This is a genomic window from Nonomuraea sp. NPDC049709 (assembly GCF_040674815.1).
Taxonomy (GTDB): Bacteria; Actinomycetota; Actinomycetes; order Streptosporangiales; family Streptosporangiaceae; genus Nonomuraea.
The window spans coordinates 27,735-48,121 of the sequence record NZ_JBFANM010000031.1 but is presented as its reverse complement, the minus strand read 5'-3'; the positions used below and the strand labels follow the sequence as shown (position 1 = coordinate 48,121).

The 20,387-nt window shown below is 71.2% G+C and carries 23 protein-coding genes and 3 pseudogenes; 12 read left to right on the top strand and 14 right to left on the bottom strand.

Annotation, left to right across the window (positions count from 1 at the left end; all coding sequences use genetic code 11):
- Window positions 1–47 precede the first annotated feature (47 nt).
- From AB0J69_RS29310 to AB0J69_RS29280, 7 genes are read left to right on the top strand one after another with little or no spacing between them, the layout of a single operon-like run.
- The gene (locus AB0J69_RS29310) at window positions 48–350 is read left to right on the top strand and encodes an urease subunit gamma (RefSeq protein ID WP_364123473.1); all 303 of its coding nucleotides are present in this window, start codon (window positions 48–50) and stop codon (window positions 348–350) included.
- Window positions 347–658: an urease subunit beta gene (locus AB0J69_RS29305; protein ID WP_364123471.1), complete on the top strand. Its 312-nt coding sequence runs from the start codon at window positions 347–349 to the stop codon at window positions 656–658. Before AB0J69_RS29310 ends, AB0J69_RS29305 begins: the two co-directional genes overlap by 4 nt.
- On the top strand, window positions 651–2,378 hold the full coding sequence (locus tag AB0J69_RS29300) for an urease subunit alpha (RefSeq protein WP_364123469.1): 1,728 nt from the start codon (window positions 651–653) through the stop codon (window positions 2,376–2,378). The genes AB0J69_RS29305 and AB0J69_RS29300 overlap by 8 nt, the downstream gene beginning before the upstream one ends.
- Window positions 2,378–3,064, top strand: coding sequence for an urease accessory UreF family protein (locus tag AB0J69_RS29295; protein WP_364123467.1), 687 nt, complete (start codon window positions 2,378–2,380; stop codon window positions 3,062–3,064). Before AB0J69_RS29300 ends, AB0J69_RS29295 begins: the two co-directional genes overlap by 1 nt.
- Before the next feature lie 14 nt (window positions 3,065–3,078).
- Window positions 3,079–3,753 (top strand): urease accessory protein UreG, encoded by a 675-nt coding sequence (gene ureG / locus AB0J69_RS29290; RefSeq protein WP_364123465.1) that lies wholly within the window; start codon window positions 3,079–3,081, stop codon window positions 3,751–3,753.
- A gap of 11 nt (window positions 3,754–3,764) precedes the next feature.
- Window positions 3,765–4,499 carry an urease accessory protein UreD gene (locus AB0J69_RS29285; protein WP_364123463.1) on the top strand — a complete coding sequence of 245 codons (735 nt, stop codon included), beginning with the start codon at window positions 3,765–3,767 and terminating at the stop codon, window positions 4,497–4,499.
- A 53-nt stretch (window positions 4,500–4,552) separates the two neighbouring features.
- A complete protein-coding gene (locus AB0J69_RS29280) occupies window positions 4,553–5,023 on the top strand; it encodes a hypothetical protein (RefSeq protein WP_364123461.1) in 471 nt (156 codons plus the stop codon).
- 6 nt (window positions 5,024–5,029) lie between these two features.
- Here AB0J69_RS29280 and era read toward each other — a convergent pair whose 3' ends face one another.
- The 10 genes and pseudogenes from era to AB0J69_RS29230 form a co-directional block, all read right to left on the bottom strand.
- Window positions 5,030–5,947: a GTPase Era gene (gene era, locus AB0J69_RS29275; protein ID WP_364123459.1), complete on the bottom strand. Its 918-nt coding sequence runs from the start codon at window positions 5,945–5,947 to the stop codon at window positions 5,030–5,032.
- 9 nt (window positions 5,948–5,956) lie between these two features.
- On the bottom strand, window positions 5,957–6,433 hold the full coding sequence (locus AB0J69_RS29270) for an NUDIX domain-containing protein (RefSeq protein WP_364123631.1): 477 nt from the start codon (window positions 6,431–6,433) through the stop codon (window positions 5,957–5,959).
- A 7-nt stretch (window positions 6,434–6,440) separates the two neighbouring features.
- A complete protein-coding gene (locus tag AB0J69_RS29265) occupies window positions 6,441–6,758 on the bottom strand; it encodes a cytidine deaminase (RefSeq protein ID WP_364123457.1) in 318 nt (105 codons plus the stop codon).
- 10 nt (window positions 6,759–6,768) lie between these two features.
- A complete protein-coding gene (locus tag AB0J69_RS29260; RefSeq protein ID WP_364123455.1) occupies window positions 6,769–7,401 on the bottom strand; it encodes a hypothetical protein in 633 nt (210 codons plus the stop codon).
- Between the two features lie 331 nt (window positions 7,402–7,732).
- Window positions 7,733–9,028, bottom strand: a complete 1,296-nt coding sequence (locus AB0J69_RS29255; protein ID WP_364123453.1) for a hemolysin family protein — start codon at window positions 9,026–9,028, stop codon at window positions 7,733–7,735.
- On the bottom strand, window positions 9,025–9,501 hold the full coding sequence (gene ybeY, locus AB0J69_RS29250; protein ID WP_364123451.1) for an rRNA maturation RNase YbeY: 477 nt from the start codon (window positions 9,499–9,501) through the stop codon (window positions 9,025–9,027). Before ybeY ends, AB0J69_RS29255 begins: the two co-directional genes overlap by 4 nt.
- A pseudogene (locus AB0J69_RS29245) lies at window positions 9,498–9,833 on the bottom strand (PhoH family protein); the annotation flags it as partial. The pseudogene AB0J69_RS29245 and the gene ybeY, both read right to left, overlap by 4 nt.
- A gap of 264 nt (window positions 9,834–10,097) precedes the next feature.
- Window positions 10,098–10,259: pseudogene (locus tag AB0J69_RS29240) on the bottom strand (LAGLIDADG family homing endonuclease); the annotation flags it as partial.
- A 651-nt stretch (window positions 10,260–10,910) separates the two neighbouring features.
- Window positions 10,911–11,615: pseudogene (locus AB0J69_RS29235) on the bottom strand (PhoH family protein); the annotation flags it as partial.
- 104 nt (window positions 11,616–11,719) lie between these two features.
- Window positions 11,720–12,064 (bottom strand): histidine triad nucleotide-binding protein, encoded by a 345-nt coding sequence (locus AB0J69_RS29230; RefSeq protein WP_364123449.1) that lies wholly within the window; start codon window positions 12,062–12,064, stop codon window positions 11,720–11,722.
- Between the two features lie 281 nt (window positions 12,065–12,345).
- On the opposite strand from AB0J69_RS29230, the gene AB0J69_RS29225 reads away from it, so the two are divergent.
- Together AB0J69_RS29225 and AB0J69_RS29220 are read left to right on the top strand one after the other, a co-directional pair.
- Window positions 12,346–12,858: a SigE family RNA polymerase sigma factor gene (locus AB0J69_RS29225; protein WP_080047132.1), complete on the top strand. Its 513-nt coding sequence runs from the start codon at window positions 12,346–12,348 to the stop codon at window positions 12,856–12,858.
- Entirely contained in the window at window positions 12,855–13,499 is a 645-nt protein-coding gene (locus AB0J69_RS29220) for a hypothetical protein (RefSeq protein WP_364123447.1), read from the top strand. Before AB0J69_RS29225 ends, AB0J69_RS29220 begins: the two co-directional genes overlap by 4 nt.
- A 4-nt stretch (window positions 13,500–13,503) precedes the next feature.
- On the opposite strand, the gene AB0J69_RS29215 is transcribed toward AB0J69_RS29220, so the two are convergent.
- The 3 genes from AB0J69_RS29215 to hrcA are packed head-to-tail and all read right to left on the bottom strand — an operon-like array spanning window position 13,504 to window position 16,395.
- Window positions 13,504–14,229, bottom strand: coding sequence for a 16S rRNA (uracil(1498)-N(3))-methyltransferase (locus AB0J69_RS29215; protein WP_364123445.1), 726 nt, complete (start codon window positions 14,227–14,229; stop codon window positions 13,504–13,506).
- A 1-nt stretch (window position 14,230) separates the two neighbouring features.
- A complete protein-coding gene (gene dnaJ / locus AB0J69_RS29210) occupies window positions 14,231–15,370 on the bottom strand; it encodes a molecular chaperone DnaJ (RefSeq protein ID WP_364123443.1) in 1,140 nt (379 codons plus the stop codon).
- Window positions 15,371–15,381: 11 nt separating this feature from the next.
- Window positions 15,382–16,395, bottom strand: coding sequence for a heat-inducible transcriptional repressor HrcA (hrcA, locus tag AB0J69_RS29205; protein WP_364123441.1), 1,014 nt, complete (start codon window positions 16,393–16,395; stop codon window positions 15,382–15,384).
- Window positions 16,396–16,552: 157 nt separating this feature from the next.
- On the opposite strand from hrcA, the gene AB0J69_RS29200 reads away from it, so the two are divergent.
- Genes AB0J69_RS29200 through AB0J69_RS29190 form a run of 3 tightly spaced genes read left to right on the top strand, consistent with a single transcriptional unit; the run spans window position 16,553 to window position 19,076 of the window.
- Entirely contained in the window at window positions 16,553–17,455 is a 903-nt protein-coding gene (locus AB0J69_RS29200) for a hypothetical protein (protein WP_364123439.1), read from the top strand.
- 17 nt (window positions 17,456–17,472) lie between these two features.
- Window positions 17,473–18,279 (top strand): DUF3097 domain-containing protein, encoded by an 807-nt coding sequence (locus tag AB0J69_RS29195; RefSeq protein ID WP_364123437.1) that lies wholly within the window; start codon window positions 17,473–17,475, stop codon window positions 18,277–18,279.
- Window positions 18,276–19,076: a DUF4870 domain-containing protein gene (locus AB0J69_RS29190; protein ID WP_364123435.1), complete on the top strand. Its 801-nt coding sequence runs from the start codon at window positions 18,276–18,278 to the stop codon at window positions 19,074–19,076. The genes AB0J69_RS29195 and AB0J69_RS29190 overlap by 4 nt, the downstream gene beginning before the upstream one ends.
- Here AB0J69_RS29190 and hemW read toward each other — a convergent pair.
- Complete coding sequence (gene hemW / locus AB0J69_RS29185) at window positions 19,073–20,293, bottom strand: radical SAM family heme chaperone HemW (RefSeq protein ID WP_364123433.1); 1,221 nt, start codon at window positions 20,291–20,293, stop codon at window positions 19,073–19,075. The two genes, AB0J69_RS29190 and hemW, sit on opposite strands and share 4 nt — an antisense overlap.
- Window positions 20,294–20,387 lie beyond the last annotated feature (94 nt).

The window sequence follows — 20,387 nt, the reverse complement described above, 5'->3', positions numbered from 1 at the left end:
CATCCCCCGGCAACAGCGAGGAAACGGCCGGTTCCTATGGTCCGGCCATGCGGCTTACCTCACACGAGCAGGAGCGGCTGCTCATCCACGTCGCCGCCGGGGTGGCGCGCGAGCGCCAGTCCCGGGGCCTTCGGCTCAACCACCCCGAGGCTACCGCCATCATCGCGTCGTTCCTCATGGAGGGCGCCAGGGACGGTCGCACGGTGGCCGACCTGATGGAGGCCGGGCGCTCGGTGCTCGGCCGGGCCGACGTCATGGAGGGCGTGCCGGAGATGCTGGACAGCGTGCAGATCGAGGCCACCTTCCCCGACGGCACGAAGCTGGTCACCGTGCACAGGCCGATCCCGTGATCCCCGGCGAATACGTGCACCCCGAGGGGACGATCGCGCTCAACCCCGGGCGCGAGCGGGTGACGGTGCGGGTGGTCAACACCGCCGACCGGCCGGTGCAGGTGGGCTCGCACTACCACTTCGCCGCGGCCAACCCGGGGCTGGAGTTCGACCGGAAGGCGGCCTGGGGGATGCGGCTCGACGTACCCGCCGGCACGGCCGTCAGGTTCGAGCCGGGCGTCGAGCGCGACGTGACTCTGGTGCCGCTGGCCGGCCACCGGGTGGTGCCGGGCCTGCGGCCCGAGTGGGCGGGGCCGCTCGATGACTGACGGAGCTCGCATCTCGCGCGCCCGCTACGCGGCGCTCTACGGGCCCACGACCGGCGACCGGATCCGCCTGGCCGACACCGACCTGTTCGTGGAGGTCACCGAGGACCTGTCCATGGGCCCGGCCGGGCCCGGCGACGAGGCCGTCTTCGGCGGCGGCAAGGTCATCCGCGAGTCCATGGGCCAGGCCAGGACCACCCGGGCCGAGGGCGCGGCCGACCTGGTCATCACCGGCGCGGTGATCCTCGACCACTGGGGCGTGGTGAAGGCCGACGTCGGCATCCGCGACGGCCGCATCTTTGCCATCGGCAAGGCGGGCAACCCCGACACGATGGACGGCGTGGACCTGGTCATCGGGCCGTCCACGGAGGTGCTCGCGGGCAACGGCAAGATCCTCACCGCCGGGGCCGTCGACTCGCACGTGCACCTGATCTGCCCGCAGCTCCTCGACGAGGCGATCGGGTCCGGTGTCACCACGATCGTCGGGGGCGGCACCGGACCGGTCGAGGGCACCAAGGCCACCACCGTCACCGGGACCTGGTATCTGGCCCGGATGCTGGAGTCGCTCGACTCCTACCCGCTGAACTTCGCGCTGCTCGGCAAGGGCAACACCGTGAGCACCGACGGCCTGCTCGAACAGCTCAGGGCCGGGGCCTCCGGCTTCAAGCTGCACGAGGACTGGGGCACCACGCCGGCCGCCATCGACGCCTGCCTGAGCGTGGCCGACGCCTCCGGCGTGCAGGTCACGATCCACACCGACACGCTGAACGAGGCCGGCTTCGTCGAATCGACCCTCAAGGCCATCGGCGACCGGATGATCCACGCGTACCACACCGAAGGGGCGGGCGGCGGGCACGCGCCCGACATCATCCGCGTGGCGGCCTACCCCAACGTGCTCCCCTCCTCCACCAATCCCACGAGGCCGCACACCGTCAACACGCTCGACGAGCACCTCGACATGCTGATGGTCTGCCACCACCTCAACCCGTCGATCCCCGAGGACCTGGCCTTCGCCGAGTCGCGCATCCGGCCGACGACGATGGCCGCCGAGGACGTGCTGCACGACATGGGGGCGATCTCGATGATCGGCTCCGACTCGCAGGCCATGGGCCGGATCGGCGAGACGATCATCCGTACGTGGCAGACGGCGCACGTCATGAAGGCCCGCCGCGGCTCGCTCGGCGACGTGGCGGCGGGCCCGGCCGACAACCTCCGCGCCCGCCGCTACATCGCCAAATACACGATCTGCCCGGCCATCGCCCACGGCCTGGACGCCGAGGTCGGCTCCGTCGAGCGCGGCAAGCTCGCCGACCTCGTCCTGTGGGACCCGGCCTTCTTCGGGGTCAAGCCCGACCTGGTGCTCAAGGGCGGCGTGGTGGCCTGGGCCCAGATGGGCGACGCCAACGCCTCGATCCCGACGCCGCAGCCGGTGCTGCCCCGGCCCATGTTCGGCGCCTCGCCGGTCACGGCCGCGGCCACCTCGCTGCACTTCGTCTCGCCCCTCGCCCTGGAGGCGGGGATCGCGGACCGGCTGGCGGTCCGGCGTCGCCTGGCGCCGGTCGAGGACGTACGGCGGAGGGGGAAGTCGTCGATGCCGCTCAACGACGCGCTGCCGCGGATCGAGGTGTCGCCCGACACCTTCGAGGTCCGGGTCGACGGCACCCTCATCGAACCGGCCCCCGCCACCACCCTGCCCATGGCCCAGCGGTACTTCCTGTTCTGATGCATCCCGCCCTGCTCCTCCTCACCGACTCCCGCCTCCCGGCCGGCGGGCACGCCCACTCGGGCGGCACGGAACGCGCCATCGTCTCGGGGGCGGTGCACGACGTGCCGTCCCTGGCGTCGTTCCTGCGCGGCCGCCTGCACACCGCGGGCGCGGTCACCGCGGCCCTGACCGCGGCGGCCTGCGCCGAGGCCGCTCAGAACGCCACGTCCGCCGGCTGGACGGCGCTGGACGCCGAGGTGGACGCCAGGACCGCCGCCCCCGCGCAGCGGGACGCCTCCCGCACGCAGGGCAGGCTGCTGCTCCGGGTCGCCCGCCGGGTGTGGCCGTCACCGGTGCTGCACGAACTGGCCCGGGCCACGCCGAGCCCTCATCATCCGATCGCCCTCGGCGCCGCCGCACACGCCGCCGGGGCCACGCCGGAGGAGGCGGCGCTGGCGGCGGCGTACCACGCGGTCAGCGGGCCGGCCACGGCGGCGGTCCGGCTCCTGGGCCTCGACCCGGTGGCCGTGCACGCCCTGCTGGCCGGTCTCAGCTCCGACCTCACCGCCGTCGCCGCGCAGTCCTGCCTGGCCCTGACCACTCCGGGTCCCCGCTGGGAGACCCTGCCCGCGTACTCAGCCCCCGCGCTGGACCTTCTCGCCGAGCAACACGCTCAGGCCGAGGTCCGGCTCTTCGTCTCCTGAGGAAGGAACCCTGCATGGGAGCCAATCACGACGACCACCACCACACCCCCGACGGCCGCGGCCGGGCGCTGCGCCTGGGCGTGGGCGGCCCGGTGGGCAGCGGCAAGACGGCCCTGGTGGCCGCCCTGTGCCGGGCCCTGGGCCCGACGCTGTCCCTGGGCGTGGTGACGAACGACATCTACACCACCGAGGACGCCGACTTCCTGCGCCGGGCGGGCGTGCTCGACCAGGAGCGCATCCTGGCCGTCGAGACCGGCTGCTGCCCGCACACCGCCATCCGCGACGACATCGCCGCGAACCTCGACGCCGTGGAGACCCTGGAATACCGCTTCGGCCCGCTGGACCTGGTGATCGTGGAGAGCGGCGGCGACAACCTCACGGCCACGTTCAGCCGGGGGCTGGCCGACCGGCAGATCTTCGTGCTGGACGTGTCGGGCGGCGACAAGGTGCCGCGCAAGGGCGGCCCCGGCGTGACGACGGCTGACCTGCTGGTCGTCAACAAGACCGACCTGGCCCCGATGGTGGGCGCCGACCTGGGCGTGATGGCGCGCGACGCGGCGGCCGTACGCGGTGAGCGGCCGGTGCTGTTCACCTCGATCCGGCAGGACCCCACCGCCGGCACGGTCGCCACCTGGGTCTCCGAACAGGTGCACGCCTGGTCCCACAGCCACGCGGCCCCCGTCTCGTAATGCCCCGCGCCATGAGCGCGAGCGCCGCCGTGGCGACCGCGCGGGGGGACGACGGCCGTACCGTGGTCAGCCGCCTGGCCTCGGCGCCGCCGCTGACGCTGCGCCAGACGGGCCCGTCCACCGTGCACCTGGTCTCCACCGCGGCGGGCCCGCTCGGCGGCGACCGGCTGGCCCTGGACCTGTACGTCGCGCCCCGCACCACGCTGGAGCTGAGCTCGGTCGCGGCCACGCTGGTCCTGCCCGGCGAGGGCGAGTCCGAGCTGCTGGTCACCGCCCGCGTGGGCGCCGGCGCCACGCTGCGCTTCGCCCCGGAGCCGACGGTGCTCGCCGCCGGCAGCCGGCACCGCCTCCTGGTACGCCTCGCGCTGGAGGCGGACGCGTACGTGCTCTGGCGGGAGGAGATCGTCTTCGGCCGCCACGGCGAGGCGCCGGGCCGCTGTCACGCCCGCTTCGACGCCACCCGCGACGGCCTGCCGCTGCTCAGGCAGGAGTTCACGGTCGGCGACCCGGACCTCGACCCCTCCCCCGCCGTGTACGGCTCCGCCCGCTGCGTCGGCACCACGTTCCTGACGGCCGCCGCGAAGGAGCCGGCCGTGGCCGAGGGCGTCGCGGTGCTCCCGCTGGCCGGCCCCGGCACGCTGGTGTCCGCCCTGGCGGACGACGCGGTGCGGTTGCGCTCCAGGCTGGAGTGGGGCGAGCGCACGGCTGTGGCGGGCGAGCCGCCGGACCCGGCCGCGCCCTGGTGACGACTCCGTTGCGTACGGTGGTGAGCGGCGCGAGCCGGGCTTACAGTGATCGTGTGGCCGACGACCTCAAGCCCACGCCCGCCCGACCGAGAGTCCGCCGCGGTTACCCGCTGGCCGTGATGGCCGCCGGAGCGCTCCTGGTGTTCTGCGCGGTCCTGCCCTGGGCCGGCCTGCAGGCCACGAGCAGCCTCATCGGCGGCGGGGTGGCCAGCGATGTGCGCGGCATCGACGACACCTTCGGCGTCTACACCCTGCTGGCCGGGCTGGTGGCGCTGGGCTGCGGCCTGGTGGGCACGCTCGCCCACCCGAGGCTCGCCGCGCTGGCCGTCGTGCCCGGCGGGGTGGCCCTGCTGGTGCTGGTGCTGTTCGTGACCGACGGCAGCGGCCTGCAGGACCGGATCTCCATCGACCTCGGCGAGCTGCTGTCGATCGAGCCGGTGATCAGGTTCGGCTGGTTCGGCGCGCTGGGCTGCGCGGTGGCGGTGGTCCTGCTGTCGCTCCTGGCGCTCTTCCGCCGCCCGTGACGCGGATCAGTCGTAGAAGCCCAGCCGGCGCAGCTGCTTGGGATCGCGCTGCCAGTCCTTGGCCACGCTGATGCGCAGGTCAAGATAAACCCGCGTGCCCATCAGCGCCTCGATCTGCTTGCGGGCCCTGGTGCCCACGTCGCGCAGCCGCTCGCCCTTGTGCCCGATGACGATGGCCTTCTGCGAGGGCCGCTCCACGAACAGGTGGGCGTAGATGTCCAGCAGGTCATCGCGCCCCTCGCGGGGCACCATCTCGTCGACGACCACGGCGATCGAGTGGGGCAGCTCGTCGCGGACGCCCTCCAGCGCCGCCTCCCTGATCAGCTCACCCACCAGCACCTGCTCGGGCTCGTCGGTGAGCCGGCCGCCCTCGTAGAGAGGCGGCGACTCCGGCAGGTGCTCGATCAGCACGTCCGCCAGCACGTCGAGCTGCTCGCCCGACTGCGCCGACACTGGCACGATCGCGGCGAACTCCGCCACCTGCGACACCGCCACCAGCTGCTCGGCGATCTGATCCCGGCTCGCCAGGTCGCACTTGGTCACCACCGCGATCACGGGCGTCTTCTTCACCGCGGACAGCTTGTCGGCGATGAACCGGTCACCCTTGCCGATGGGCTCGTTGGCCGGCACGCAGAAGCCGATCGCGTCCACCTCGGTCAGCGTGGACAGCACCAGGCTGTCGAGCCGCTCGCCCAGCAGCGTGCGCGGACGGTGCAGGCCCGGCGTGTCGACGATGATGAGCTGCGCGTCGGGGCGGTGCACGATGCCCCTGATGACACGCCTGGTCGTCTGCGGCTTGGACGAGGTGATCGCCACTTTCGTGCCGACCAGGGCGTTCATCAGCGTGGACTTGCCGACGTTCGGCCTCCCCACGAAGCAGGCGAATCCGGCGCGATGGTTGTCTGGCGAAGTCACGTACTGCATTCTGTCCCATCAGCGGGCGTGTTCACGCCACCAGGCGAACGCCTGGGGCGCCACGCCGGGCGTCCACGGGGTCGTGTCGTAGCCGGGCAGCTCCTGCTCCGACAACCACCGGAAGTCGTTGATCTCCACGCCGTCGGGCTCGGGCCCGGCCGAACCGGGGGCCAGCGCGCAGGCGTAGGCCGCGATCACGTAGCCGACCTGGTGACCGTTGGGGTAGACGGTGCGGAACTCGGGGCCGCCGTAGACCCCGATCAGGCCCCGCACCTCCACCTCGATGCCGAGCTCCTCGCGCAGCTCCCTGACCACCGCCGCCTCGGGCCGCTCGTCCGGGTCCACGCCGCCGCCGGGCGCCGCCCAGAGCCCCACGTCGCCGTGCCGGGCCAGCAACAGCCGGCCGGCCTCGTCGAACACGAACCCGGACACCGACGGCAGCATGAGCAGCTCGGACCCGACGATTTCCCGCAGTCTCGCCAGGAACGGCGACATCGGCACGTCAGCCCCGCAGCGTTCCGTCGGGACCGGCCACGAGCAGCGACTTGACGCCCAGCTCGGCGGCCACCGCCTCGTCGGCGGGGCTCGGCGCCCCCTCGCTCACCAGCGCCACGGCCTCCAGGGACCGCGCGCCGCCGGAGATCGCCATGGCCACCGCCACCTGCACCGCGGACAGGGTGAGCGCGCTCAGCGCCACGTTCGTCGCCGAGTAGGTGCGGCCGGTCTCATCCCGCACGGCCGCGCCTTCCGCCGAGCCGTTGCGCGCCCGAGCGGCCCGGGCCAGCGTGATGATCTTGCTGTCTTCAGGATCGAGAGTCACGGGCTCTAGGTTAGGCGCTGACCATGGAAATGGCCGCCTCGACCACCTCGTCGGTACGAGCGGCGTCCACGTCATTCATGCCCGTGTGCACGACGGACACCAGCGTGTCGCCCACGCGCGACAGCACGACGTCCATCGCGTACGGGTAGCCGTGCAGCCGCCCGCGCAGCCGCGCGCCCACGGACTCGTCCCCCGAGTTCCGTACCTCGAGCTCCTGCAGCCGCAGGTAGGTGCCGCTGGAGGTGCGTACGACGCGGCACGACCCCATGGCCCTGGCCAGGTCGTCGAGGTGTCCCGCGGCCCGCTCGTTCGCGTATCGGGCCAGTCCCACCCCGGCCTGCTCCCCAAGCCCGTCGCCGTGGTAGCTGACGGCCGCCTGCGCGGTCAGCGCCTGCCCCGGTGCCCGCCCCCCGGCCGGCTCCAGCAGGGCCCGGCAGTTCCGGTCCGCCTGCCCGAACGGCATCCGCCACGCCTGCTCCGGCCTGGCCGTGAAGCCGTCCGGCAGGCGCGGCTCCTTGCTGAGCACCTCGCGCAACTGTGCCATGGCCTGCGCGTCGATGAAGCTCTCCGCTCCCCCGCCGCCGCATCCCGCCAGGACGCCGGCCAGCAACGCGCAGGCTATGATCCCCGGTTTGCGTTTCATGATCCCCCCTGTGATCGCAGCCTGCCCCACAGACGAATGCGGCAATCCACCGGAGTGTCCACCAACACGCAAAAAGGGTGCTCCCGCCCGGTTTCCGGACGAGAACACCCTTTACGCCGAGCAGCGTCACAGCCGGCTAGCAGCCGAGACGCTGTCGTCCCCCCAGAAACATCCTCCGGCCGCGAACCCCACCCGGCGTTCGGATGCTTCTCTCGTGACACCCACCGCACTGGATGTCGTGGTTAGAGATTGCCGGACCCGGCTTGCAGAAGACTTGTAGAACGCTTGCGGCTTCCGTCCGCCTTTATCCACATCCGGGATTTGCTGGTGACTAGTCGCGTTCGGCGGCGGCCGGGACGACCTCGTCCTCCGGCGGCGTGACCCGCCGCACCACGACCGTGCTGATCCGGTTGCGGCGGCCGGCCAGGCTCTCCGCCGTCAGCGAGAGCCCGGCCACCTCCGCCTGCGACCCGGCGATCGGCACCCGCCCGAGCGCGTGGGCCAGCAGCCCGCCCACCGTCTCCACGTCCTCGACCTCGATCTCCGTGTCGAACAGCTCGCCGAGCTCGTCCACCGGCATGCGGGCCGTCACCCGCAGCCCGCCGCCCGGCACGGGCTCCACGCGGGGCGCCTCCTGGTCGTACTCGTCGGTGATCTCCCCGACGATCTCCTCCAGGACGTCCTCGATCGTCACCAGGCCGGCCGTGCCGCCGTATTCGTCGATCACGATGGCGATGTGGATCTGCCTGGCCTGCATCTCCCGCATGAGCTGGTCGATGGGCTTGCTCTCCGGCACGTAGGCGGCCGAACGCATGATCGTGTCGACCGGCTCCTTGCCCCCGCCCTCGCCGGACTCGTGGATCTTGCGGGCGATGTCCTTGAGGTAGGCGATGCCGACGACGTCGTCCTCGTTCTCGCCCACGACCGGGATGCGGGAGAAGCCACTGCGCAGCGCCAGCGACAGGGCCTGGCTGATCGTCTTCGTGCGCTCGATGTAGACCATGTCGGTGCGCGGCACCATGACCTCGCGCACCAGCGTGTCGCCCAGCTCGAAGACCGAGTGGATCATCTCGCGCTCGTCGGGCTCGATCACCCGGCGCTCCTCGGCCAGGTCCACCAGGTCGCGCAGCTCGGCCTCCGAGGTGAACGGGCCGTCGCGGAAACCCTTGCCCGGCGTCAGCGCGTTGCCGAGCAGGATGAGGAGCTTGGGCAGGGGGCCGAAGATGCGGGTCAGGCCGTACACGATGGGGGCGCTGGCCAGCGCGACCGGCTCCGCGTGCTGGCGGCCCAGCGTGCGTGGCATGACCCCGACCACCACGTAGCTGATCAGGATCATCACGACCGCGGCCCAGACGTAGGCCCAGCCCTGGTCGTGCAGGAGGTCGATGAACAGCAGGGTCGCGATCACCGTGGCGACCAGCTCGCAGCTCAGCCGCAGCAGCAGGAGCAGGTTGAGATAGCGCGGCGGGTCGGTCACGATCGCCTGCAGCCGCGCCGCCCCCCGCCTGGCCTCACGCGTGTATTCCTCGGCACGCACCCGGGAGATGCGCGTCAGCGCCGTCTCCGCGCTGGCGATCAGGCCACCGATGACCACCAGGGCGACGACGGACAGCAACCAGGCGTTCACCGCGGGTTGCGCACCTCCTGCCACGACTCGAGGAGCCGGGACTGCAGTCCGAACATCTCCTTGTGCTCCTCCGGCTCGGCGTGGTCGTAGCCGAGCAGGTGGAGGATGCCGTGGGTGCACAGCAGCTCGAGCTCGTCGGCGGTGCTGTGGCCGGCCTCCTCGGCCTGCCTGGCGGCCACCTGCGGGCAGAGCACGACGTCACCCAGCAGCGCCGGGTCGGCGGGGCCGTCGGACTCCCCCCGCGCGCCGCCGCCGGGACGCAGCTCGTCCATCGGGAACGCCAGCACGTCCGTGGGACCGGGCTCGCCCATCCACTTCTCGTGCAGCTCGGCCATGGCGTCCTCGTCGACCACCACGATGGACAGCTCGGCGAGCGGGTTGATGCCCATCTCGCCGAGCACGTGAGCGGCCAGGGCGGCGATGCTCTCCTCGTCGACGCCGACGCCGGACTCGTTGTTGATCTCGATGCTCACGGTCGCCGCTTCCCCCGCTGCTGGATGGCCTTCGGCTCCTGGGCCTCCCGCGAGGCGTCGTAGCGGCCGTAGGCGTCGACGATGTCGCTGACCAGCTTGTGCCGGACCACGTCGGCGCTGGACAGGCGGGCGAAGTGGATGTCGGGGATGCCGTCGAGGATGTCCTGCACCACCCGCAGGCCGCTGACCGTGCCCGAGGGCAGGTCGACCTGCGTCACGTCACCGGTCACCACGATCTTGGAGTTGAAGCCGAGCCTGGTCAGGAACATCTTCATCTGCTCGGCCGAGGAGTTTTGCGCCTCGTCGAGGATGATGAAGGCGTCGTTGAGGGTGTTGTGGGTCAGGAGGAAGTCCTCGGTGACGTACAGCGAGTCCTCCGCCGCCACCTGGATGCACACGCACTCCGCGGTACCACGTGGTTCGATGCGGTCCACGAAGCGCATCGGGCGACCGCCTCCGGACGCGTTGTAGGCCTCGGCCTTCCGCGACAGCCGGAAAGGCTCGATGCCTTCCGGAAGCCGGATGTCCAGGATGTACGCGTCGTGTCGGTGGCGGATCTGCCTGCCCCGCGCCGACCCGGGCGTGCGTCCTGTCGCCGGACGCGTGCGCCAGTAGGCCACGCCTCCGAGGGACTGGACGAGGAAGACCACGTCCTCGCGAAGCCGCGGCGAGACGGTGCTGAACTGGATCCGGCACGTGCGCCCCTGCTGGGTGACAGGCCCCCCGTCAGCGTCGAGCAGTCCCTGCAGGACCGCCATCCTCGTCTCAGCCGTGTTGCGCAGATAGACCTCGGGCACGAACTTCGTGTTCGACTTGCAGCCCGACAGGCGCAGGCGCCGCATGACGTCGATGATCGGATTGGCGATCGTCATGCTTTCCCCGGGCTGCCTCACCCGGTTGAGCACGTAGTCCGGCCCGCCCTTCCACCGCGCCCGCACGCCGGGAAGGGCATGCTCGAGCGCCATGACCAGCTCCGGGTCTTCCGTCGCGAAACTCGGGGTGGTCGTCCCGGTGACACACCCGTCTCCCAGGAGCAGGCCGAGCGCGTACGGATCCATGGGAACCTCGCGCTCGGGAAAGCAGACCGGCGCGCTCAGCAGCGGCAGCTCCCACTTGTGGTAGTGAGAGGACCGCAGGTCGCCGATCAGCTCCTTGGTCTCCAACACCCGCCACGGCTTCTCGCGTCTGGCGTCGTCACGGGTGCGGACAGTCCAGAGGTGGTCTTCGGAGGCGAGCACCGAAGCACCGTCCTGGCTGTACAGCCGATAGATCTTCTTCTCCCCCTGCGGGTAGACGCCCAGCACAGGGGTCGGCTCGCCGTTCGACCCGATGACGAGGTCACCGACCTCGAGCTCTCCGATGGAGCGCCATCCGTCAGGAGTCAGCACGCCGGTGCCGAGCGGCTGCGCCCGGCCGCGCATGTATGCCAGCGGTGCGACCTCGATCGTGCCCGCCGCCATCAGCTTGGGGATCGAGTCGGGGTCGACCATGTCGTGCAGCGCGTCGTAGAGCGGCCGCAGGTAGGGGTCGATCTTCTCGTAGAGCGTGCCGGGCAGGAAGCCGAGCCGCTCGCCGGCCTCGACCGCCGGGCGGGTCAGGATGATCCGGTTGACCCGCTTCTCCTGCAGCGCCCGCACGGCCTTGGCCATCGCGAGATAGGTCTTGCCGGTGCCGGCCGGGCCGATGCCGAACACGATCGTGTGCTTGTCGATCGCGTCGACGTAGCGCTTCTGGTTGACCGTCTTCGGGCGGATCGTCCGGCCACGGGAGGACAGGATGTCGAGGGAGAGAACCTCGGCGGGGCGGTCGGAGGTCATGCGCAGCATGGCGATGCTGCGCTCGACCGCGTCGGGGGTGAGCTCTCCGCCGCTGCGCAGGACTTCGACCAGCTCCTCGAAGAGCCGCACCACGGTGCCGCTCTCGTCGGGGCTGCCGGTTACGGTGATCTCGTTGCCCCGCACGTGGATGTCGGCCCGGAAGGCGCCCTCGATGACGCGCAGCAGCTCGTCACGGGAGCCCAGGAGGCTGACCATCGGATATTCGTCCGGTATCAGCACCTTCGCTTGAGTGCGCGAGGGAGGTGCCGTGCGTCGGGATTCGTGTAGTTCGGACATGGGCAGGCCAGCGGCCTGATGCCTCCCGGTCTCTTTCGGTGTGCTTCTCCGCCCATCGTATCCGGGAGCAGGCGGATTGCTCGCGTCAATATCACCGCGTCCGGTTATCCGGGCGGCCAGCTCAGATCCCGCCCGCCCAGGATGTGGGCGTGCACGTGGAAGACGGTCTGCCCGGCGCCGGGCCCGGTGTTGAACACGACCCGGTAACCGCCCTCGGCCACGCCGTCCAGCACGGCCACCTCGTGGGCGGACTTCAGCACCTCGTCGGCCAGCCCGTCGTCGGCCGCCGCCAGCGCGGCCGCGTCGGCGTGGTGCTCCTTCGGGATGACCAGCGCGTGGGTGGGCGCCTGCGGGTTGATGTCGCGGAACGCGAGGGTCCGGCCGGTTTCATAAACGATCTCAGCGGGAATCTGCTTAGCGACGATTTTGCAGAAGAGGCAATCGCTCACCCGATCACCCTACCGAGAGGCCTGCCGTCAGCGAGTCCGTTGCGAATCGGTAATCGGCTGTGTCGTGCGTACGAAGATCGACGCGGTTAGGGTGAGTGTGCGACACTTCAGCGTAAAAACAGACGATTCAGGGTCGGGCGAGCGCCACCTGGCGAGGACACGACTGGGTAATGCACCCTAAGGAACCGGGGAAACCTCAAGAACCGGAAGAGCGTAAACCCTCTGGGAAGGCCGCGCGTCCCACTGATGTGACCACCGAAACCCTTCTGGCCGACAGGTCGATGGGGGCGGTGCCGGTCGGGTGGGATGCCGACATGGCCGTTACCGCGCTGTACAGCGCGCACTTTCGGTCGTTGGTGCGTCTCGCTGTGTTGCTGGTGCGCGACATAGCAACAGCTGAGGAAGTCGTGCAGGATGCGTTCGTCGCCATCCATGGCGCCTGGCGTAGGCTGCGTGACCCCGACAAAGCACTCGCCTACCTGCGTCAATCTGTCGTCAACCGGTCCAGGTCCGTGCTGCGTCACCGCGCGGTCGTCGAGAAGTATGCTCCCAAGGGCCTGCCCGACGCCCCGAGCGCCGAGAACGGCGCGATCGGCGAGCTGGAACGCTCCGCCGTCATCGAGGCGTTACGTGCCCTGCCGACCCGACAGAGAGAAGCACTGGTTCTACGCTACTACGGTGATCTGTCCGAAGCTGAGATCGCCCACGCCATGGGCATCAGCAAGGGCGCGGTCAAGAGCCACACGGCACGTGGCATGGCCGCCTTGCGATCGGTCCTGGAGAAAATGTCATGACCCAGCCCCCCGACGAGTACGGCGATCTGCTGCGCCGTGCGCTCCGCGCGGAGGCGGACGCGGTCGTGCCCTCGCCGGAAGGACTGGAGATCATCCGTGCCCGCATCGAGCGGCGTGGCGTACGCAACCTGTTCTGGTGGCGAGCGGGCGCGGCCGCCGCCAGTGCCATCCTGGTGGCCGGAACGATCGTGATGGCCGTCCCCGAGCTGCGCTCCCAGATCATCGACCAGAAGCCCGTCGCCCCGCTGGGCAACGAGGTCACCGAAGTCCCGTCCAACTCCTCCACCACCCGCTCGCAGCAGCCCCCGGCGCAGGAGCCGAGCCCCGACCAGCCCAAGGTCGTGATCCCGGACACCACGCAGCCGGCGTCGCCGCGGCCCACCAAGAAGGCCGACTCGACCAGCAGGCCGTCACCGTCGCCGTCGCCCAGCGCCACCACCACCGACTGCCCGTCGCCCCAGGCCGAGCAGGTCGAGCCGCCGGCCGACTGCCCCGTGATCTCGCCGACGCCCACCGTGGAGCAGACGACAGCGCAGCCCACGACGTCGTGTCCCCCTGAGGAATGCCCGCCCGACGACGTGACGGAGACTCCCACCACCGTGGCCAGTCCCCTGCTGGAGACCGACCAGACCACGCCCTAGGAGCTCACCAGCGCCCTGTGCGGCTGAGCAGCACGGCCGCCGCCGCCACCCCCGCCGTGGACGTGCGCAGGACCGTCGGCCCCAGCAGCACCGGCATCGCCTTGGCCGCCCGGAACCCGGCCAGCTCCTCCTCCGAGACGCCCCCTTCGGGGCCCACGACGACCACGATGTCGCCCCCGGCCGGCAGCTCAACCCCGGACAGCGGCTCGGCCGCCTCCTCGTGCAGCACCAGCCCCAGCGCCGCCTCCGACAGCAGCCGCTCGACCTGCGCGGTCGAGGCCAGGTCCGCCACCTCGGGCAGGTGGAACCGGCGGGCCTGCTTGCCCGCCTCGCGGGCCGTGGAGCGCCACCGGCCCAGCGCCTTGGCGACCTTGTCGCCCTTCCACTGCGTGATGCTGCGCGCGGCCGCCCAGGGCACGATCACGTCCACCCCCGCCTCGGTCATCATCTCGACCGCCAGCTCGCCCCGGTCGCCCTTGGGCAGCCCTTGGACGACCACGATCCGGGGCCGGGGCGCCTCGACGTCGTAGCGGCGCAGCACGTCGAGCCTGAGCGTGTCCTTCAGCGTCTCGCGTACGACGCATTCGGCCACCCCGCCGGCCCCGTCGGTCAGATCGACCCGCTCACCGGCCCGCAGGCGGCGCACGGAGGCCGCGTGCCGCCCCTCGGGGCCGTCGAGCGTCAGCTCCGGTCCGTCCAGCCGGTGGGCCAGGAACACGGGTGCGGTCACGTCACCGGCCGTTGAAGGCGTCACGCAGGCGGGAGAAAAAACCCTGCTGTCCCGGTGCGAACTTGCCAGGCGGGCGCTCCTCACCCCGCTGCCTGGACAGTTCGCGCAGGAGCTCTTCCTGGGCCGTGTCGAGCCGGGTCGGCGTCTCCACGTTGACGTGGATCAGCAGGTCGCCCCTGCCGGACTCGTTGAGCCGCTGCACGCCGCGCCCGTACATGGTGATGACCTGGCCGGACTGCGTGCCGGGGCGGACGTCGACCTCCTCGGAGCCGTCGAGCGTCTCCACCGCCAGGATGGTGCCGAGGGCGGCGGCGGTCATCGGGATCTGCACGGTGCAGTGCAGGTCGTCGCCGCGCCGCTCGAAGATCTCGTGGGCCCGCTCGACGATCTCCAGGAACAGGTCTCCGGGCGGTCCGCCGCCGGGGCCGACCTCACCCTCGCCGGCGAGCTGGATGTGGGTGCCGTCCTCGACGCCCGCGGGGATGCGCACCTTGATCGTACGGCGGGTGCGCACCCGGCCGTCGCCGGAGCACTCCTGGCAGGGGTGGCGGATGATCGTGCCGAAGCCACCGCACTGCGGGCACGGCCGCGAGGTCATGACCTGGCCCAGGAAGGAGCGGGTGACCTGGGAGATCTCGCCGCGCCCGTTGCACATGTCACAGGTGTCGGGGTGGGTGCCCGCCGCGGCTCCGGCGCCGTGGCACACCTCGCACAGCACGGCCGTGTCGACGACCAGCTCGCGGGTGGTGCCGAACGCCGTCTCGCGCAGGTCGAGCTCCACCCGGATGGTGGCGTTGCGACCCCTGCGGGCGCGCGAGCGGGGCCCCCGGGCGCCACCCGCCGTGCCGAAGAAGGCGTCCATGATGTCGCTGAAGGGGAAGCCCGCTCCGAAGCCTCCGGCGCCCGCGCCCGCCGCCGCGCCGCCGAAGGGGTCGCCACCCAGGTCGTACATCTGGCGCTTGTTCGGGTCGGACAGCACCTCGTAAGCCTGCGTGATCTCCTTGAACCGCTCCTGGGTCTCAGGATCGGGGTTCACGTCGGGGTGCAGCTCACGGGCGAGTCGGCGGTAGGCCTTCTTGATCTCGTCCTGACTTGCGTCACGGCGCACCCCGAGGGTGGCGTAGTAGTCGCTGTTTGCCACTTATCGACCTCTTATGATGCAGCCAGGATCTGGCTGACGTAGCGTGCCACCGCGCGTACGGCGCCCATCGTCACGGGATAGTCCATCCTGGTCGGCCCCAGCACGCCGAGCCGGGCAAGTTGGTTGTCGCCAGAACCGTATCCGGTCGCGACGACGGATGTGCCGCGCAGGTAGGGGTTTTCTGAGCCGATGCGCACGGTGAGAGCGGACGGGGTGTCTGATGAAGTCTCGCCGAGCAGCCGCATCAGGACCACCTGCTCCTCCAGCGCCTCCAGCACGTCGCGCAGGCCGACGGTGAAGTCGGCACCGGCGAGGTTGGCCGCGCCGGCGAACACGATCTTCTCGTCGTGCCGCTCCACCAGCGTCTCGAGCAGCACGGACAGGATCGTGGCCACGGCGGGCCGGTCTTCGACGGGCAGCCGCTCGGGCAGGTCTGCGACCAGCTCCGGGACGTTGCTCAGGCCGCAGCCGTCGAGGCAGGCGTTGAGCACGGCCCGAAGGTGCGCGATGCGGGTGTCCTCCACCACTTCGGGCAGCTCGACCACGCGCTGCTCGACCCGGCCGGTGTTGGTGATCAGCACGAGCATGACCCGCCGGTCGTTCAGCGGGACCAGCTCGACGTGCCTGACCGTCGAGCGCGTCAGCGTCGGATATTGCACCACCGCCACCTGCCTGGTCAGCTGCGCGAGCAGCCGGACCGTGCGGGTGACCACGTCGTCGAGGTCGACGGCGCCGGCGAGGAACGTCTCGATCGCCCGGCGCTCGGCCCCCGACAGCGGCTTGACCTGCGACAGGCGGTCGACGAACAGGCGGTAGCCCTTGTCCGTCGGCACGCGGCCCGCGCTGGTGTGGGGCTGGGTGATGTAGCCTTCCTCCTCCAGCGCGGCCATGTCGTTCCTGACCGTCGCCGGGGAGACCTTCAGGTTGTGGCGCTCGGCGAGTGCCTTGGAGCCCACCGGTTCGTTGGTGGACACGTAGTCTTCGACAATGGCGCGGAGCACCGCCAGTTTCCGATCGTCGAGCACGTGCTCACCTCCTGCCTCTGTCCTTATCAGGAACGCGGTGTCTAGCACTCTGTGTTCCCGAGTGCCAAGTGTACGGCTCTCGCCCACAAGGTGCGATAACACCGCGTCCCATCCTGCTGCTAGCTTCCTGGAAGCGACAGGCCTCACACTTGCCCATATGACCGACGAATCCCAGCCCCCGTCGTACGGCCCCCCGCCCGGGCAGGGTCCTTACCACGGTCAGCCGCGACCTCCTCAGTACGGCCCGCAGCCCGGCTCCCAGCCCGGCTACGGCCCGCAACCGGGATCCCAGCCCGGTTACGGCCCCCAGCCCGGCTCTCAGCCCGGCCCCGGCCAGCCACCACAGGGTCAGCCACCGCACGGCCAGCCGCCCTACGGACAGCCGCCTTTCGGCCAGCCGCCGCAGTACGGGCAGCTGCCGCAGTACGGGCAGCCCACCCAGTTCGGCCCGCCACCTCAGTACGGACAATACGGCCAACAGCCCCAATTTCCGCCACGAATCGACTCCAAAGCGATAAAGCCCCGCCTGTGGTGGCTCGCGGCGGCCTGGGGCGTGTTCGTGGTGTGCGCGGTGGTCGGCGTGCTCATGTTCACCGGCGGGGTGGTGAGCAGCGTGGCGGACCTGGCTCCGACACGGACGTTCGCGTCCGGCGAAAGCGTCACCGTCCCGGTGGACCCGGCCGACAAACCCGCCGTGTACATCGCCAGTGACACTCAGGTCACCTACGACTGCGCCATCACCGGCGGCCCCGGGCAGGCCAGGCTGGCCAAGACCGCGGGAACCCAGAAGGTCACGGTGAACGGGGCCGTCTGGGAGCAGTTCCTCGTGATCAACGCCCCGGCCAAGGGCGACTACCAGCTCACCTGCACCAACCAGGAGCAGGCCACCGTGCGCTACGGCGTGGGCCGCGACGCCCTGTCCGCCGTGGGCGGGATCACCGGCGGGCTGGCCGCGCTGGTGCTCGTCCCCGGAGCGGGTCTGCTCGTCGCGATCGCCGGCACCATCACCGTCCTCGTACGCCGCAGCGGTGCCCGTAAGCGCCTTGCGGTCAGCGGGTGATTTGCTACGGTCCCCGTGTGTACGAGGGCGATGTTCTGTCGGGAAATTGGCGTCGGCCGGGCAAGGGCAAGATCCCGAAAGTGCCCGCCGAGCCGGACCTCGTCGTGGAGGACGCGGACAGCGGCTTCTGCGGCGCCGTGGTGGCCTGCGACAAGGAGGCCGTCACGCTCGAAGACCGGTTCGGCAAGCGCCGCCTGTTCCCCCTCGCACCCGCCGCCTTCCTGCTGGACGGCAAGGCCGTGACGCTGGTCCGGCCCACGGCGGCCCCCGCGGGCCCCAGGCGCAGCGCGTCGGGCTCCATCGCCGTGGAGGGGCTGCGGGCCAGGGTGGCCAGGCAGAGCCGGATCTACGTGGAGGGCGTGCACGACGCCGCCCTCGTGGAGAAGATCTGGGGCCATGACCTGCGGGTCGAAGGGGTCGTGGTCGAATATCTCGAAGGAGTGGACGACCTGCCCGCCATCGTGGCGGAGTTCGGCCCCGAGCCGGGGCGCCGGCTGGGCGTGCTGGTGGACCACCTGGTGCCCGGCTCCAAGGAGAGCAGGATCGCCGCCGAGATCACCTCACCGGACGTGCTGGTGGTGGGGCACCCCTACATCGACATCTGGCAGGCGGTCAAACCCTCCGTGCTGCGCATCCCCGCCTGGCCCGACGTGCCGCGCGGGGTGCCGTGGAAGGAGGGCGTGATCGCCGCCCTCGGCTGGCGCATGGAGCCCGCGGAGGCATGGCGGCGCATTCTCGGCGCCGTCTCGAGGTACACGGACCTGGAGCCGGAGCTGCTCGGCCGGGTCGAGGAACTGATCGACTTCGTTACGGAGGCACCATGACCCACGACCCGCCCCAGCCACCGCCCGACGACGACGCCACGCGCAGAGTCACCCCCGCCGACCTCCCTCCGGCCTCCGGCCCCCAGCAACCCGGCTACGGCCAGCCGAACCCGTACGGCCAGCAACCCGGATCCCAGCCCGGCTACGGCCAGCAGCCCAGCTCCCAGCCCGGCTACGGCCAGCAGCCCAGCTCTCAGCCCGGCTACGGGCAGCAGCCCAGCTACGGCCAGCCGCCGCCTCCTGGCTACGGCCAGCAGCCCGGCTCCCAGCCCGGCTATGGCCAGCCGGGCGCCTACGGGCAGCAGATCCCCTATGGTCAGCAGGCGCCTTACGGCCAGCAGTCCGGCTCCCAGCCGAACTACGGGCAGCAGCCGCCCCCCGGCTACGGCCAGCCGGGCGCGTACGGCCGCCCCGGCGCACACGGCTACCCCCCGGGCCCCGGCGAGCCGTACGTCCCCGGCAGGTTCGGCCCGCGCCCCGGCACCGACGACACCACCATGGCGATGCTCTCGCACCTCCTCGGCCTGCTGGTCTCGTGGATCGGCCCGCTGATCATCTACCTGATGAAGAAGGACGAGTCCCCCTACGTCAGGGACCAGGCGGCGGAGGCGCTGAACTTCCAGATCACCATGTTCATCGGCTACCTGATCGCCGGCATCCTGACGGTCGTCTTCATCGGCATCCTGCTGCTGCCGATCGTCTGGATCCTGTCGCTGATCTTCCACATCCAGGCCGCCATGGCCACGAACAAGGGCCAGCCGTACCGTTACCCGTTCTCCATCCGGATGATCACCTAGACCAGGAGATCCCTGATGAGCGCGTCGGCCAGCAGCCGCCCCTGGAGGGTCAGCACCATCAGCCCCGACCTGAACGGCTCGGGCTCCAGCAGCCCGCGCGCCAGGGCGCTCGCCACGACCGTGCGCGCGGCGGGCGCCACCTCGGCCAGCGGGTAGCCGGAGACCAGCCGCAGCTCCAGCATCAGCCGCTCGGCGTCGCGGTCGTCCTGGCCGAGCACCTCGCGCGCGTGGGCGGGCGAGGCGCCGGCGGCCAGCCGCTGCGCGTAGGCGGCCGGGTGTTTGACGTTCCACCAGCGGGTGCCGCCGACGTGGCTGTGCGCGCCGGGGCCGGCCGCCCACCAGTCGCCGCCGGTCCAGTAGAGCAGGTTGTGGCGGCAGCGCGCCTCGTCGGAGATGGCCCAGTTGGACACCTCGTACCAGCTGAACCCGGCCGCGGCCAGCAGCTCGTCGGCGATCAGGTAGCGGTCGGCGGCGACGTCGTCGTCGGGCATCGGCAGCTCGCCGCGCCGGATCCGGGCCGCCAGCCGGGTGCCCTCCTCGACGATCAGCGAGTACGCCGACACGTGGTCGGGACCGGCCTCGATCGCCGCTGCCAGCGAGGCCCGCCAGTCGTCGTCGGTCTCCCCCGGCGTGCTGTAGATCAGGTCCAGGTTGACGTGCTCGAACCCGGCCGCCCGCGCCTCCCGCACGGCCGCCGCCGCCCGGCCGGGCGTGTGCCGCCGGTCGAGGACCTGGAGCACGTGCTCGCGGGCGCTCTGCATGCCGAAGCTGATCCGGTTGAACCCGCCGTGGCGCAGCTTCTCCAGGTAGGAGGGGTCGACGGACTCGGGGTTGGCCTCCGTGGTGACCTCGGCCCCCGGCTTCAGCCCGAACTCCGAGTCGATCGCGGCCAGGATCCTGGCCAGGTCTTCCGGGGGCAGCAGGGTGGGGGTGCCACCGCCGAAGAACACCGTCTCCACCGGCAGGTCGGCGCCGCCCAGGACGCGGCGCGCGAGGTGTATTTCCGCCACCACCGTGTCGGCGTAGTCGCGGTGCGACGCGCCCGGGCCCAGCTCGGCGGCGGTGTAGGTGTTGAAGTCGCAGTAGCCGCAGCGCGTCACGCAGAACGGAACGTGCACGTAGAAGCCGAACGGGCGCTCGCCGAGGCCGCTCAGGGCACTGGCGGGCAGCTCGCCCGAGGTGGGCGCGGGATCGCCGTCAGGCAGGGTCGATGGCACGCCTCCAGTTTGCCCGGCTCCCAAGAGTGCTCCGATCCAACTGCTCCGAGCGGCCGGATCGCGCCGGCCGTCGGGGACGCCTGGATCACCGACG

Coding starts and splice junctions, on each gene's coding strand:
- AB0J69_RS29310 (WP_364123473.1), top strand. CDS start 48: ATGCGGCTTACCTCACACGAGCAGGAGCGGCTGCTCATCCACGTCGCC.
- AB0J69_RS29300 (WP_364123469.1), top strand. CDS start 651: ATGACTGACGGAGCTCGCATCTCGCGCGCCCGCTACGCGGCGCTCTAC.
- AB0J69_RS29295 (WP_364123467.1), top strand. CDS start 2,378: ATGCATCCCGCCCTGCTCCTCCTCACCGACTCCCGCCTCCCGGCCGGC.
- ureG (WP_364123465.1), top strand. CDS start 3,079: ATGGGAGCCAATCACGACGACCACCACCACACCCCCGACGGCCGCGGC.
- AB0J69_RS29285 (WP_364123463.1), top strand. CDS start 3,765: ATGAGCGCGAGCGCCGCCGTGGCGACCGCGCGGGGGGACGACGGCCGT.
- era (WP_364123459.1), bottom strand. CDS start 5,947: ATGCAGTACGTGACTTCGCCAGACAACCATCGCGCCGGATTCGCCTGC.
- AB0J69_RS29270 (WP_364123631.1), bottom strand. CDS start 6,433: ATGTCGCCGTTCCTGGCGAGACTGCGGGAAATCGTCGGGTCCGAGCTG.
- AB0J69_RS29260 (WP_364123455.1), bottom strand. CDS start 7,401: ATGAAACGCAAACCGGGGATCATAGCCTGCGCGTTGCTGGCCGGCGTC.
- AB0J69_RS29225 (WP_080047132.1), top strand. CDS start 12,346: ATGGGGGCGGTGCCGGTCGGGTGGGATGCCGACATGGCCGTTACCGCG.
- AB0J69_RS29220 (WP_364123447.1), top strand. CDS start 12,855: ATGACCCAGCCCCCCGACGAGTACGGCGATCTGCTGCGCCGTGCGCTC.
- AB0J69_RS29200 (WP_364123439.1), top strand. CDS start 16,553: ATGACCGACGAATCCCAGCCCCCGTCGTACGGCCCCCCGCCCGGGCAG.
- AB0J69_RS29190 (WP_364123435.1), top strand. CDS start 18,276: ATGACCCACGACCCGCCCCAGCCACCGCCCGACGACGACGCCACGCGC.